Source organism: Meridianimarinicoccus roseus, from assembly GCF_003172915.1.
In the GTDB taxonomy this organism is placed as follows: Bacteria; Pseudomonadota; Alphaproteobacteria; order Rhodobacterales; family Rhodobacteraceae; genus Meridianimarinicoccus; species Meridianimarinicoccus roseus.
The window spans coordinates 1-13,673 of record NZ_QGKU01000031.1; the positions used below are offsets into that span (position 1 = coordinate 1).

Here is a 13,673-nt window from a genome sequence, read left to right on the forward strand (position 1 = left end):
AGCGCAGCGCGCGGCCGGCGGTGACGCTGGCGGCCATCGCCGGTCTTCGGAGAAGGTTCGGGTTGCGAAACCTGGAACCGAACCGGAGACGACGATGACCGACGATAGAATGACCCTGATGGAGCTGGTGGAGAAGTCCGCCGACGAGGATCTCGTCCGCGACATGCTCGCCTATGCCGCCGAGCGGCTGATGGAGATGGAGGTCGAGGCTGCGACGGGCGCGCCAAAAGGAACGCGCACACCGGCGCGCACCACGCAGCGCAATGGATACCGCGAGAGAGGCTGGGAGACCCGCGCCGGCCGGATCGACCTGGCGATCCCGAAGCTGCGCAAGGGCAGCTACTTCCCGAGCTTTCTCGAACCGCGCAGGACGGCGGAGAAGGCCCTCGTGGCCGTCATCCAGGAAGCCTATGTGCACGGCGTCTCGACGCGCGCCGTGGACGATCTGGTGCGTGCCATGGGCGGGAGTGGCGTGTCTAAGAGCCAGGTGAGTCGGCTCTGCGCCGAGATCGACGAGCGCGTGCTGGCATTCCTCACCCGGCCTCTCGAGGGCGCCTGGCCCTATCTCTGGCTCGATGCAACCTACATCCGGGTGCGCGAGAACGGCCGGATCATCAGCCGTGCCGTAATAATCGCGGTGGCGGTCAACGGGGACGGCCGACGCGAGGTGCTCGGCGTCGCCACCGGCCCCTCCGAGGCGGAGACGTTCTGGACTGGCTTCCTGCGCTCTCTCGCCGATCGCGGCCTGCGCGGCGTGAAGCTCGTCGTGGCCGACGATCACAAGGGGCTCAGGGCCGCAGCCCGCCGAGTGTTCGATGCGACCCACCAACGGTGTCGCGTGCACTGGCTCAGAAACGCGCTCGCCCATGCCCCGGCCAAGAGCCGCACCGCCGTGGCCGCAATGCTCAAGACGATCTTCGCCCAGGAGACCAAGGCCGAGGCGGAGACCCAGTGGGACGCCATCGCCGACGCCCTCCGTGAGAAGAATGACCGGCTCGGCGCCATGATGGACGCCTCCCGCGACGACGTGCTCGCCTACATGGACTTCCCCAGGGAGCACTGGGCGCAGATCAGCTCGACCAACCCGCTTGAGCGCGTCAACAAGGAGATCAAGCGCCGTTCCAATGTCGTCGGGATCTTTCCGAACGACGCGGCCATCATCCGTCTGGTCGGCGCGCTGATGATCGAAACCAACGACGAGTGGGCCGTCGCGCGCCGTTACATGGGGCTGGAGTCGCTGGCCCGCATCACCGATACTCACAACGTCAGACTGCCCGCCGTGGCGACCTGACCAACTCGAGCCTCTCCGAAGGCCGGCCCTCTTACACCACGCCGCGGGGCACTACCGATTGCACCACCGATCAGCTCAGGTCTTGGTCCACCGTAAAGAGGAACAGTCGCGTGATATGCCGTGGGCCCGATCGCGTCCGACAAAGCGTTCGCATGTGCGTGCGGGACGGGCAAAGTATCCGTTTTACAGTGATTTGGTTCGTTCTGCCCCTGTTCGACTTCTGTCCGGCTGTCGCTGTAAAACGCATGCTCTTGAATCATAGGATAAATGCACGACTTCGGCAGAAGCCTGCACTTCCTTCCCCTGCACTGTCATTCTGTCCGGCGTCGCGCGTGAAACTCCTGTGACACCTGTGCACCGCTGCTTGCCGGTTCCGGGCGCGCGTGTTCTATCCCGTGGCATGACCACGGCCCCGCCGTCCCTTGCCGACCTCGTGCGCGTCTTCGGGCGCATCGGGCTGCTGTCTTTCGGCGGACCGGCGGCGCAGATCGCGCTGATGCACCGCGAACTGGTCGAGGGTCGGACCTGGCTCACCGAGGAACAATTCCTGCGCGCCTTGTCCTTCTGCATGCTGCTGCCCGGGCCCGAGGCGATGCAACTGGCGACCTACGCGGGATGGCGGCTGCGCGGCGTCGCGGGCGGGTTGATCGGCGGGCTTCTTTTCGTGGTGCCAGGTGCGCTGGTCATTGCCGCGCTGGCCCTGCTTTATGGCGCGTATGGCGAACTGCCGCTGGTCGAGGCGGCTTTTGTCGGCGTGAAGGCGACCGTTGTCGTTATCGTGCTGCAGGCACTGTGGCGGCTGGGGCGCAAGGCGTTGAAGACGCCGTCGCGGTGGATGCTCGCTGGGCTGTCTTTCGCCGGGATCTTCGCGCTGGACCTTCCGTTTCCATTGATCATTCTTGCAGCCGGGATCTATGGCGCCTGGTCGGCCCAACCCTCCGACGTCCCGCCCCCGCCCCTGCCCGCTGCGCGCCTCGCGCGCACGCTGGCCGTCTGGGGCGGGCTGTGGCTGGCGCCGATTGCCGCACTCTGGGCGGCCGGGCCGCAGTTCCTGACCGACCTCGCGCTGTTTTTCGCCAAGCTGGCGGTGGTGACCTTCGGCGGGGCCTACGCCGTGCTGGCCTACATGACGCAGACCGTGGTCAGCGAAAAGGGATGGATCGACACCGAACAGATGATCGACGCGCTTGGGCTGGCCGAAACCACGCCTGGCCCGCTGATCCTCGTTACGCAGTTCGTCGGAATGCTCGCGGGCGCGGCGCAGGGCGGCGCGGGCCTTGCTCTGGCCGCCGGAGCGCTGGTGCTGTGGGTGACCTTCGTTCCGTGCTTCCTGTGGATCTTCTTGGGCGCGCCTTATGTCGACTGGATCGCCGGGAGGCCGCGACTTTCCGGCGCGCTTTCCGCAATAACCGCCGCCGTCGTCGGCGTGATCCTCAACCTTTCGGTGTGGTTCGCGGCGCATGTGTTCTTCAACACGGTCGGCACCGCTACGATCGGTCCGGTGACGATGATCCGCCCCGCGTTGGAGGGGTTCGACGCACGCGCGGCGCTTCTGTGCGTCGCTGCCGCGCTCGCGCTGATGTGGCGCCGCTGGCCGCTGCCGGCAGTGCTGGCGCTGGCAGCGGTCTCCGGCGCGCTGACCGGGCTGGCGACTGTTTGACAGGCGCGTTCCGCCAAAGCCCCTTTTCATTCCCGCGCCGCATCCGCTAGGACTGGAACAAAGAGAGGGGCCGCGCATGTCACGCAGTATCGACTACGGAAACCTGATGCACCGCGCGATGCGGACCCTGATCCAGAACGTACTGGAGGAGGTGGCGGCCAACGGTCTGCCCGGAGATCACCACTTCTTCATCACCTTCGACACGTTGCATCCGGATGTGCAACTGGCCGACTGGCTTTCCGACCGCTATCCCGAGGAAATGACCATCGTCATCCAGCACTGGTTCGAGAACCTGACCGTCACCGACGAGGGCTTCGCGATCACGCTGAACTTCGGCGACCGTGCCGAACCGATGTACATCCCCTATGACGCGATCCGCACCTTCGTTGATCCGTCCGTCGAGTTCGGCCTTCGCTTCGAGACGCAGCACAGCGACGAGGACGACGAGGACGACGACGGCTTCGCCGACGACGACACTTCTGGCGCGCCGATGGCCGAGGACGTGCCACACGACACGGACGCACCCAAGAAGGACGCCGAGATCGTCAGCCTCGACAAGTTCCGCAAATAACTGCGGCCTTCGCGCAATTGCCCCCGCTGCCCACACGCCCTAAACAACGGGCAAAGAATGGCTGAGAGGACAGTTCACATGACCGCCACCCGCACAGAAACGGACAGCTTCGGCCCGCTCGAAGTTCCGGCAGACAAGTACTGGGGCGCACAGACCCAGCGCAGCCTGATGAACTTTCCGATCGGCTGGGAACGCCAGCCCGTCGCGATCGTGCGCGCGCTCGGGGTGATCAAGCAGGCCTGCGCGCAGGCCAACATGACGCTCGGAAATCTCGACGAGAATCGCGGCAAGGCCATCGTTCAGGCCGCTTCCGAAGTGGTGGCCGGCAAGTTCGACGACAATTTCCCGCTTGTGGTCTGGCAGACCGGATCGGGCACGCAGTCCAACATGAACGCCAACGAGGTGATCGCGAACCGCGCGATCGAGATCCTCGGCGGAACCATCGGCAGCAAGGACCCGGTACACCCGAACGACCACTGCAACATGGGCCAGTCGTCAAACGACACATTCCCCACCGCCATGCACATCGCCACCGCCATGACAGCGCGCGACGTGCTGCTGCCGGGGCTGGAAAAGCTGCACGGCGCGCTGCAGGCGAAGGTTGCGGAGTTCGACGGCATCATCAAGATCGGCCGCACGCACACGCAGGATGCAACCCCCCTAACGCTGGCGCAGGAGTTTTCGGGCTATGCGCATCAGGTGGCGATGGGCATCCAGCGGGTGAAATCCTCGCTCTGCCACATCCACGAACTGGCGCAGGGCGGCACAGCCGTCGGCACCGGGCTGAACACGAAACAGGGCTGGGCCGAAATGGTCGCGGCGAACATGTCCGACATCTCGGGCCTGCCCTTCGTGACCGCGCCCAACAAGTTCGAGGCGCTCGCGGCGCATGACGCGATGGTGGAAATCTCGGGGTCGCTCAAGACGGTTGCGGCGTCGCTGTTCAAGATCGCCAACGACATCCGGCTTCTGGGCTCCGGCCCGCGCTGCGGGCTCGGCGAGCTGATCCTGCCGGAGAACGAGCCGGGCAGCTCGATCATGCCCGGCAAGGTCAACCCCACCCAATGCGAGGCGCTGACCCAGGTCTGCGCGCATGTCATGGGGAACGACGCCGCCGTGGGCTTCGCGGGCAGTCAGGGCCATTTCGAACTGAACGTCTACAAACCGATGATGGCCTACAACGTGCTGCAGTCGATGCAACTTCTGGGCGACGCAGCCTCGGCCTTCACCGACAACCTGATGGTCGGTCTGAAAGCCGATACCGTGCGGATCGAGAAATTGATGCGCGAGTCGCTGATGCTGGTGACGGCGCTGGCGCCGACAATCGGCTACGACAACGCCACCAAGGTCGCCAAGACCGCGCACAAGAACGGCACCACCCTGAAGCAGGAGGCGATCGCGCTTGGCTTCGTGGACGAGGCGACGTTCGACGCTGTCGTCCGCCCCGAGCAGATGATCGGCCCCAAGGCCTGATCCGGGAGCCCGCGCTTGGCCGATCAGCCGATAAATCTGAACCGTGCGCGCAAGGCGCGCGCACGGCGCGACAAGGCCCGGCAGGCGGATGAGAACGCCGTGAAATTCGGCCGCACACGGGCCGAGAAAGACCGCGATGACGCGCAGGCCAGGGCCGCGCGCCGACATCTCGACGCGCACCGCCGGGAGCCGGACGACGATGCACCCGGCGGCGGCGCGCCATGACCGATGCAAGACCGCGCAAACGGTCGCTTACGCTCAAGGGCCACCAGACCAGCGTGTCGCTGGAAGACCCGTTCTGGATCGCCTTTCGCGACATCGCGCAGGAACGCGGGCTGGCCGTCAACGCGCTGGCCGCTCAGATCGACGCGGAGCGCGGACTGGATTGCGGGCTGGCTTCGGCGATACGGGTGTTCGTGCTGAACCACTACCGCATGGCCGCCGACGTCTCGGGTCACGACTAGATGGCCTGCAACGTCACGTTGGATGCGCTGGCGGGGCTGCGGTTGCCCGCATCAGCCCCGGTGCTGCGTGAGCATGTCGTGCCCGAAGCCGACCGCACCGCAGACTATCTTGCCAAATACGACCGCCACACACTGATCTACGATGCCCTGCACGATCCTGCATGCGGTACCGTTACCCTTGTGGCACCGCGGCTTCTGAACCTGTGGCCGCTACTACGCCGGGGCTTGCGCCTGGACGGCAAGCCCGTGCGGCGCCTGCGCCGCCGGGTCTTTCCAAAATGTGAGATCGTGACATTCCGGGCCGGGTCGGGCCCCTTGCCGCTGAGCGTGGCAGGCATCCCCGGATCGCTGGTCCCGCGCTGCGCGCCAACGGCGGCCTTCGCCGGCACGAATGCGGTCGTCACCATGAGCCGCAACAACCCGCTGGACTGGATCACGGACTGGCTGCGCTTTCACGTCCGCGCGCAGCATGTCGAAACCCTTGTCTTCTACGATAACGGATCGGACGCCTACGGCATGCCCGCACTTGCCGATGCGGTATCAGCCGTGGCCGGACTGCGCGCCGCTTACCTCGTGTCGGTCCCGTTTCCCTATGGTCCGGTGCTGGGCGGCGGCGCGGCGCGGGTGAAGCCGAACTTCATGCAGACGGCGATGCTCAATCACGCGCGGCTTGGGCCGCTTGGTCGCGCGCGGGCCGTTCTGAACGCCGATATCGACGAATTGATCCAACCCATGGGCCACACCGTCGTGTTCGACGCCGCCTGCGCTGCATGGCACGGCACGGTCAATATCGGCGGGGAATTCGTTTTTCCGCACCCGCCCGGCACTATGCCCGTCCCGCAGAAGGCGCATGTGGCCCGCGCCGTGCCGCCCGCCGTTTCGACCCGCAAATGGTGCGCCACGCCGCGCGGCGTTCTCAGCCGAATGGGATGGTTCGTGCACCAGGTCGGCGGCGAGCCGTTCAAGCTGGTGCCGGAAAGCCGCGCCTTCCGGCTGGTGCATTGCCGCGCGGCCAATCCGAACTGGGCCACCGGCCACGCCGCCGCCAGCCCGGCGACAGTGCGGGTCGATCCCGCGCTGCGCGAGATGATGGACACCTATCTTCATGACGAGTGACACCGACGCCCGGACCCTGCCGCTTTGCGGCCACGTCCTGCCCGCCGATGGCACGCTGCTGCGCGACCATGTCCGCCCGGCGGACCGGCGCAGCGTGCATTACCTCGAAAGCTATGACCGTACGACGTTGTACTACGATTGCGTCTATCTTCCAGAACGGGGCAGCTACCTGTTCACGGCGCCGCGTTTCCTGAACCTCTGGAAGCCGTTCCGGGACGGTCTGCGGATCGGTGGCGCGCCGGTACGCAGGCTGCGCCGCCGCCGCTGGCTGCGCTGCGAACAGGTGGAGGTGCCCGCCCCGCGCGGCACGCTGACGCTGACGTGGCAGGACGAAACGTGGTCGGTGGCCGCCCGTGACGCCGAAACCGAAGGCTTTGCCGGGCTGAACGCGCTGGTCGCCGTGAACAAGAACAACCGGCTGGACTGGATTGCCGACTGGGCGGGCTACTACGCTGCGGCACATGGCGCGCAAGGCGTTGTGCTGTTCGACAACGGATCGACCGACTACACGCCGCAGGACATCGCGGACCGTCTGGCGCGGGTGTCGGGGCTGGCGCGGGTGCGGGTGCTGTCCGCGCCCTATCCCTATGGACCAAGCGATCACAGCAAGAAACTGGAGGTCAGCCCCCGCTTCTTCCAGACCGCGATGCTGAACATCGCGCGGCGCGACGCTCTGGCCAGCGCCCGCTCGGTGCTGAACGTGGACATCGACGAGATCGCAATCTCGAGCAGTGGGGCCAGCGTGTTCGACGCGGCCAGCGCGCATCCGCTTGGAATGATCACGATCCAGGGCAGCTGGGTCTATCCCGCACCGGGCACCCAAGGCCCTGTCGGGCAGGGCGCGCACCGTTTTCGCAACACGCCGGATGACAGATGCAACCAAAAGTGGTGCCAGGCCCCGCGCGGCGCTTTCGGGCGCAGCTTCGGCTGGGCCGTGCACCGGGTGGACGAAGTATTCCAGAACCTTCTGACACAGCAACGCGACATCCGCCTCGTGCATTGCAAGGGCACCTCGACCGGCTGGAAGGCGAAGCGGTTCGACCTGCCCGCCGGGCTTGCACACGATCCGGCACTCGCCGCCGTGATGAACCGGTATTTCCCGGCCCGCGACTGAACCGCCGCGCTGCCGCCGACCCGAAGCCCGATGATGGCGCAGTCGGCCCCGCGCCTAGCCCAGCAAAGCCAGCGCCGGGAATTGTTCCAGAAGCCACCACGACAGGCGCGTGAACGCCCCGGTCAGCAGCATGACACCGACCAGCAGCAGCAGTCCGCCCATCACCCGTTCGATGGTGACCATGTGCCGCTTGAGCCGGTTCATGACGGCCAGCGAGCGGGTCATGAATACCGCCACCAGCAGGAAGGGCACGCCCAGCCCCAGCGCATAGATGCCCAGAAGTACGGTTCCGCGCGCGATCGACGCCTCGGACGCGGCGATGGAGAGAATCGCGCCCAATTGCGGACCGATGCACGGCGTCCAACCGAAGGCGAAAGCCAGCCCCAGCACGTAAGCCCCCAGCGCAGACCCGCCCCGATCCCCGGCATCGAGGCGCGCCTCTCGGTCCAGCAAGCCGATGCGGTACACCCCGAGGAAATGCAACCCGAACACGATCACCACCACGCCCGAGATACGCGAGAACAGCACCTGGTTCTGCAGGAAGAATGCACCGAAGGCCGAGGCCGTGAACCCAAGGAACAGGAAAACCGTGGACAGGCCTAGCACGAAGAACAGCGCGGGCAGCAACGCGCGCCGCCCTGCAGTTCCGCTTTGCATGTCGTTGACGGTGATGCCGCTCATGTATGCCATGTAAGGCGGCACGATGGGCAGGACGCACGGCGAAAGGAACGACAGCATTCCGGCGGCCAGCGCAACGATCATGGCCGGAAGAAGGGCCGCGTCTATGATCTCGATTCCAAACATGGAATACGCCTACACCAGCGCGCGGGCCCGGTCACGAAACGCTTCGTCACATTCGCGTGGCAATCGTGACAGGCGCGTTTTATATCCACGCCATGAAGATAGACCTTGAAGTTGATGCCGTTGGGCTGCTGTGCCCGCTGCCTGTGCTGCGGGCCAGAAAGCGGCTGCAGGGCCTGCACAGCGGGCAGGTGCTGTGCCTTGTCGCGGACGATCCCGCCGCGATCGTGGACGTGCCCCATTTCTGCCAGGAAGCGGGGCACGAGCTGGTCGCGCAGACCGAAGGCGGTGGCGGGACCCGGCGCTATGTAATCCGCAAAGGATAGCGCCGGGTCTGGCCCGTCAGCAGGTCAGCCGCCCACCGACCACCAGCCGCGTTTCTTCGGCTTGGCGGGGGCGTCCGGCACCTGGGCCATGTCTTCAACGCCGCCGTCCTGCGCCGCCAATGCGTCATCCGGCTGCTCGGTCACAACCGTTTCCGCCTCAGGGGTCGGAATTTCGTCGGCGTCTGCGATCACGGTGCCCTCGTCGTCGGCGGCAGGGATCGGGGCAGCGTCCGCCGCCCCGCTTTCCGGCAGGTCGCTTTCGATCGGCGCGTCGGGGTCGCCAAACTCGGCCTCGGGTTCGGCGGCAGTGCTTTCGTCATGAATTACCGCGTCCACCGCGGCAGGCGCGTCGGCGTCCATCTGGGGGGCGGGATCGGCTGCCGCTTCAACGGTGGCAGAAGGTTCCTGATCCATAACCGGTAGATCGTCCGCCGGGGCCGCGGCGACAGCATCTCCCGCCACGTCGGCTGGTGCAGTGCCTTCATCCGCACCGCTTCCTACATCGGCAGAAGAGTCGTCCTGCCCGTTCGCCTGCCCGTCTGTCGGTTCGACGGAACGGTCGTTGGCCTGCCCGTCTGCCGTTGCGTCGTTGCCGGTATCGTCGGTGCTATCGCTGCCGCCTTCATCGCCCTTGCCGCCGCGCCGACGCCGACGCCGACGCCGCTTTTTCTTCGGCTTGCCATCGTCGTCCTCGCCGCGCGGCTCCTTCGGCGTTTCGGTCCGCGCATCGCTGCGCGCCTCGGCCTCCGGCGCCTCCGGTGCTTCCTCGGCATCCGCCTCGATGTCCTCGAGATCCTCCTCGGGCATCTGCGACATGTCGATGGAGATCACAGGCGCGACCTGTTCGACCTTGCGGGTCGCGGTCTTGAACTTCTCTACAGAGAAGTCGGGACTGATCAGATGCATGTCTGCCTCGACCCGCACGGCCATGCCATAGCGCATCTCGATCCGCGCGATGTGTTCGCGCTTCTCGTTGATTAGGTAGTTGGCGATCGCGATGGGCGCCTTGACCAGCACTTCGCCCGACCGGTTACGCACACCCTCTTCCTCAAGCTCGCGCAGGATCGACAACGCGAGGTTGTCGTCGGACCGCACCAGACCGGTGCCGTGGCAATGCGGGCACGGTTTCGTCGTCGCCTCGATCATGCCGGGGCGCAGGCGCTGGCGGGACATTTCAAGAAGGCCGAAGCCCGAAATGCGGCCCATCTGGATGCGTGCGCGGTCGGTCTTCAGCTTGTCTTTCAGGCGCTTCTCGACGGCGGCGTTATTCTTGCGCTCGTCCATGTCGATGAAGTCGATCACGATCAGCCCGGCAAGGTCGCGCAAACGCATCTGGCGGGCCACTTCCTCGGCGGCCTCCAGGTTGGTCTTCAGGGCCGTCTCCTCGATGGAGCCTTCCTTGGTCGACTTGCCCGAGTTCACGTCCACCGCGACAAGCGCCTCGGTCACGCCGATCACGATGTACCCACCTGATTTCAGGCGAACCGTCGGATTGAACATCTCCGACAGGTAGCTTTCCACCTGGTAGCGCGCGAACAGCGGCTGGGTTTCGGCATAGGGTTTCACGTTCTTGGCGTGGGACGGCATGATCATCTTCATGAAGTCCTTGGCGGTGCGATACCCCGCCTCGCCTTCCACGAAGACCTCGTCGATGTCGCGGTTATAGAGATCGCGGATCGACCGCTTGATCAGGTCGCCCTCGGCATAGATCGCGGCGGGCGCGACCGATTTCAGCGTCAGCTCGCGGATCTGTTCCCAAAGCCGCTGCAGATACTCGTAGTCGCGTTTGATCTCGGCCTTGGTGCGCTTGGCGCCGGCCGTGCGCACGATCAGCCCCGCACCACGCGGTACGTCGATCTCTGCCGCGATCTGCTTGAGCTTCTTGCGGTCCTGCACATTGGTGATCTTGCGGCTGATCCCGCCGCCGCGCGCCGTGTTGGGCATCAGCACGCAATAGCGGCCTGCCAGCGAAAGATAGGTCGTCAGCGCGGCGCCCTTGTTGCCGCGTTCTTCCTTGACCACCTGCACCAGCATGATCTGGCGGACCTTGATGACCTCCTGGATCTTGTAGCGGCGCGGGCGCGGCTTGCGCGGCGGGCGGATATCCTCGGGCGTGTCGTCGTCGGCGACCGACTCGATCATCCTGTCCTCGGCGGCGTCATCCGCGTCGTCAGCATCCTCGTCGTCGTCCTCGTCGGACGCGGCGAGGGGGCGTTCGTCCTCATCGTCGGCCGCATCCACATCGCCGTGGACCACTGCATCGGGACCGTCATGGCGCGCGGCCATCGTCGTCGGGGGCGTGTCGTCGTCGTCAGGGGTTTCCTGCGGCGCGTCGTCGGCTGCGGTTTCGGCGTCAGATGCAGGTGCGTCCTCGGCATTGGCGGATTGCGTGTCAGGAGCGTCCTGGGGCGCTTCGGACGCGGTTTGCGCAGCCCCTGCGTCGTCGGCCGGGGCCTCCGCAGCATCCTCCTGCGCGGCGACCTCGGCGAGGTCGGCATTCGGGCGGCGCTGGACGCCGGGATCGTTCATGTCCTCGACCTCGGCGGTTGCAGCTTCCGCCTCGCCATCGCCCAGATCGACCATTTCCATGCCGGGGATGCTTTGCGCGGGCACGCCGGGCGCGTCGCCCTCTTGCCCGTCCGTCGAATCCTCCGCCTGATCGTCCGTCTGGGCTTCGCCATCACGGCCACGATCGGACCGACTGCGGCGCGAGCGGGACCGGCGCGGCTTGCCGCCCGCCTTGTCCCCCGATTTCTCGGCGGATTTCTCGGCCGGATCGGCGTCGTCATCGTCCCGCTGCGACTGGTCATAGGCCAGTTCCTCGGCCATGAGCGCCTCGCGGTCGGCGACCGGGATCTGGTAGTAGTCGGGATGGATCTCGCTGAACGCGAGGAATCCGTGCCGGTTGCCGCCGTAATCGACGAAAGCCGCCTGAAGCGACGGTTCGACCCGTGTTACCTTTGCAAGGTAGATGTTGCCGGCAAGTTGGCGTTTGTTCTCGGACTCGAAGTCGAATTCCTCGACCTTGTTTCCGTCGACCACGACCACGCGGGTTTCTTCCGCATGGGTCGCATCGATAAGCATTTTCTTGGCCATGAAGTCTCTTTGCACCTGCGCAACCGGGGCGGCGGCCTCTCGGGTCCGGAGCCGGGTTGGGGGTGTCTTGCTGCGGCGAGGAAACCGGAGGCGTCTGCCCGCGCCATGCAGAGCGGCCTTGGGGCCGGTGCTGCTGCGGTGACTGTCCGTTCGGGTTCCATCGCGGTCTGATCCTAAGGCACGGAAGCCGTGCCTGTGATTGATCCGGTGCCTTTCGGCTATCCGGGGTGTCGTGCCCCGCATCGGGGCGTCTTTCGTCTGCCGGACAGGTGGCGGCCGTGTGTCGCCGGACCCGCCCACGGCAGGGAAATCTTCAGGGCAGACGTGCTGCCATGTTCCGTCATTAAACCCGCCAAGGGTGAAATGACAATGGCAATTGCGAATTAACGGCGCGCAGGGCCGCCCCGCGCGACTACACGCTCAGGTATAGTCGCTGCGTACAAGCCCGTATTTCGCCATCTTCTCGTTCAGGGTGCGGCGCGGCAGACAAAGCTCTTCCATGACCTTGGCGACAGACCCCTGATGGCGGCGCATCGTGTTGTCGATCAGCATCCTCTCGAACGCCTCGACATACTCCTTCAGCGGTTTGCCCTCCTGTGTGACCTGCGTGACCGGCAGCGCCACCGCGTCGTTGTCGGAAATCAGCAGCGACGTGATCGACCCGCCACCGCGGCGGCTTTGCAGCACCGCGCGTTCGGCCACGTTCATCAACTGGCGCACGTTGCCCGGCCAGGGCGCCTGTAAAAGCTGCGCGGCCTCCTGCGGGCTGACATGCGGCGCGGGGGCGCCGTACTCCTCGGAAAAATTCTGCGTGAACTCGCCGAACAGCAACAGGATGTCGTCGCCGCGCTCGCGCAGCGGGGGCAACGACAGGTGCAGCGCCGACAACCGGTGATAGAGGTCCGCGCGCAGATCCTCCGCCGCCTGCCCGGCAGGGGCCTGCGAGCCGCAGATCGAGATGATCCGCGGGCTGCCCGACACCGGCCCCTCGTCCAGCCAGGACACCAGCCGCGCCTGCGCGGCCGGGGCCAGCGCCTGGACGTCCTCCAGCATCAGAACGCCGTTGCGCGCCTCGACCAGTGCGGGGGTCGCGGTCTCGCCGCCCTCGCCGCCGCCGAAGATGCGGGCGATCTGCCCGGCCTCGTCATGCTCGCCGCAGAACACCTGCACCAGCGGCCGCGTCGCGCGGGCCCCCACTGCGTGCAGCGCCCGTGCCACCAGCGTCTTGCCGGTGCCGGTCTCGCCGTCGATCAGCACGGGCGCGTCGGCCTGTGCCAGATCGAGTATGTCCTCGCGCAGGCGCACCATTGCCGGGCTGTCGCCGATCAGCCGGGTCGCGGCAGCATCGCCGCTGGCCAGTTCGTTGCGCAGCGCGCGGTTTTCCAACGCCAGCTTTCGGGCGCTGCAGGCCCGCTGCACGATGTCGGTCATCTGTTCGGGATCGAACGGCTTTTCCAGAAAGTCGAAGGCGCCGACGCGCATCGCCTCCACCGCCATCGGCACATCACCATGTCCGGTGATCAGGACCACCGGCAGCGCGCTGTCGTGGTGCATCAACCGCTTGAGGAAGGTCATCCCGTCGATCTCGGGCATCCGGATGTCGGACAGAACCACGCCGGGATAGCCCGGCCCGACCACCTTGAGCGCGTCGCGCGCGCTGGCGAAGGTTTCGGTCTCGTATCCGGACAGGACCAGCCATTGGCTGATCGACTGCCGCATGTCCAACTCGTCGTCCACGATCGCAACCTTCATCGGCTTTCG

General features: G+C 66.1%; 12 protein-coding genes. 9 read left to right on the forward strand and 3 right to left on the reverse strand.

From position 1 onward, the window contains the following. Positions 1–94 precede the first annotated feature (94 nt). The 8 genes from DKT77_RS08295 to DKT77_RS08330 all read left to right on the forward strand — a co-directional run bounded on the left by DKT77_RS08295 (position 95) and on the right by DKT77_RS08330 (position 7,689). Positions 95–1,291: an IS256 family transposase gene (locus DKT77_RS08295; RefSeq protein ID WP_109809696.1), complete on the forward strand. Its 1,197-nt coding sequence runs from the start codon at positions 95–97 to the stop codon at positions 1,289–1,291. A 400-nt stretch (positions 1,292–1,691) separates the two neighbouring features. Next, a complete protein-coding gene (chrA, locus tag DKT77_RS08300) occupies positions 1,692–2,951 on the forward strand; it encodes a chromate efflux transporter (protein ID WP_109811245.1) in 1,260 nt (419 codons plus the stop codon). A 76-nt stretch (positions 2,952–3,027) separates the two neighbouring features. Then, positions 3,028–3,522, forward strand: coding sequence for an SspB family protein (locus DKT77_RS08305; RefSeq protein ID WP_109811246.1), 495 nt, complete (start codon positions 3,028–3,030; stop codon positions 3,520–3,522). Between the two features lie 78 nt (positions 3,523–3,600). After that, the gene (gene fumC / locus DKT77_RS08310) at positions 3,601–4,995 is read left to right on the forward strand and encodes a class II fumarate hydratase (protein ID WP_109811247.1); all 1,395 of its coding nucleotides are present in this window, start codon (positions 3,601–3,603) and stop codon (positions 4,993–4,995) included. Between the two features lie 15 nt (positions 4,996–5,010). After that, the gene (locus tag DKT77_RS08315) at positions 5,011–5,220 is read left to right on the forward strand and encodes a DUF4169 family protein (RefSeq protein WP_109811248.1); all 210 of its coding nucleotides are present in this window, start codon (positions 5,011–5,013) and stop codon (positions 5,218–5,220) included. Then, positions 5,217–5,459, forward strand: a complete 243-nt coding sequence (locus DKT77_RS08320) for a ribbon-helix-helix domain-containing protein (RefSeq protein ID WP_109811249.1) — start codon at positions 5,217–5,219, stop codon at positions 5,457–5,459. The genes DKT77_RS08315 and DKT77_RS08320 overlap by 4 nt, the downstream gene beginning before the upstream one ends. Then, positions 5,460–6,575: a hypothetical protein gene (locus tag DKT77_RS08325; RefSeq protein ID WP_109811250.1), complete on the forward strand. Its 1,116-nt coding sequence runs from the start codon at positions 5,460–5,462 to the stop codon at positions 6,573–6,575. After that, positions 6,565–7,689 (forward strand): hypothetical protein, encoded by a 1,125-nt coding sequence (locus DKT77_RS08330; protein ID WP_109811251.1) that lies wholly within the window; start codon positions 6,565–6,567, stop codon positions 7,687–7,689. The genes DKT77_RS08325 and DKT77_RS08330 overlap by 11 nt, the downstream gene beginning before the upstream one ends. Before the next feature lie 54 nt (positions 7,690–7,743). Here the strand turns inward: DKT77_RS08330 and DKT77_RS08335 are convergent, their stop codons facing one another. Further along, positions 7,744–8,493 (reverse strand): cytochrome c biogenesis CcdA family protein, encoded by a 750-nt coding sequence (locus tag DKT77_RS08335; RefSeq protein WP_109811252.1) that lies wholly within the window; start codon positions 8,491–8,493, stop codon positions 7,744–7,746. A gap of 92 nt (positions 8,494–8,585) precedes the next feature. On the opposite strand from DKT77_RS08335, the gene DKT77_RS08340 reads away from it, so the two are divergent. Then, positions 8,586–8,816, forward strand: a complete 231-nt coding sequence (locus tag DKT77_RS08340) for a sulfurtransferase TusA family protein (RefSeq protein ID WP_109811253.1) — start codon at positions 8,586–8,588, stop codon at positions 8,814–8,816. A gap of 24 nt (positions 8,817–8,840) precedes the next feature. Here DKT77_RS08340 and DKT77_RS08345 read toward each other — a convergent pair whose 3' ends face one another. Continuing rightward, positions 8,841–11,912, reverse strand: a complete 3,072-nt coding sequence (locus DKT77_RS08345; protein WP_109811254.1) for an Rne/Rng family ribonuclease — start codon at positions 11,910–11,912, stop codon at positions 8,841–8,843. Positions 11,913–12,332: 420 nt separating this feature from the next. Further along, complete coding sequence (locus tag DKT77_RS08350; RefSeq protein WP_109811255.1) at positions 12,333–13,664, reverse strand: sigma-54-dependent transcriptional regulator; 1,332 nt, start codon at positions 13,662–13,664, stop codon at positions 12,333–12,335. Positions 13,665–13,673 lie beyond the last annotated feature (9 nt).

Bases quoted from the DNA above. Each gene is read 5' to 3' on its own strand.
- DKT77_RS08340 (WP_109811253.1), top strand. From the start codon at position 8,586: ATGAAGATAGACCTTGAAGTTGATGCCGTTGGGCTGCTGTGCCCGCTG.
- DKT77_RS08320 (WP_109811249.1), top strand. From the start codon at position 5,217: ATGACCGATGCAAGACCGCGCAAACGGTCGCTTACGCTCAAGGGCCAC.
- chrA (WP_109811245.1), top strand. From the start codon at position 1,692: ATGACCACGGCCCCGCCGTCCCTTGCCGACCTCGTGCGCGTCTTCGGG.
- DKT77_RS08345 (WP_109811254.1), bottom strand. From the start codon at position 11,912: ATGGCCAAGAAAATGCTTATCGATGCGACCCATGCGGAAGAAACCCGC.
- DKT77_RS08305 (WP_109811246.1), top strand. From the start codon at position 3,028: ATGTCACGCAGTATCGACTACGGAAACCTGATGCACCGCGCGATGCGG.
- DKT77_RS08350 (WP_109811255.1), bottom strand. From the start codon at position 13,664: ATGAAGGTTGCGATCGTGGACGACGAGTTGGACATGCGGCAGTCGATC.
- DKT77_RS08295 (WP_109809696.1), top strand. From the start codon at position 95: ATGACCGACGATAGAATGACCCTGATGGAGCTGGTGGAGAAGTCCGCC.
- DKT77_RS08335 (WP_109811252.1), bottom strand. From the start codon at position 8,493: ATGTTTGGAATCGAGATCATAGACGCGGCCCTTCTTCCGGCCATGATC.
- DKT77_RS08330 (WP_109811251.1), top strand. From the start codon at position 6,565: ATGACGAGTGACACCGACGCCCGGACCCTGCCGCTTTGCGGCCACGTC.
- DKT77_RS08325 (WP_109811250.1), top strand. From the start codon at position 5,460: ATGGCCTGCAACGTCACGTTGGATGCGCTGGCGGGGCTGCGGTTGCCC.
- fumC (WP_109811247.1), top strand. From the start codon at position 3,601: ATGACCGCCACCCGCACAGAAACGGACAGCTTCGGCCCGCTCGAAGTT.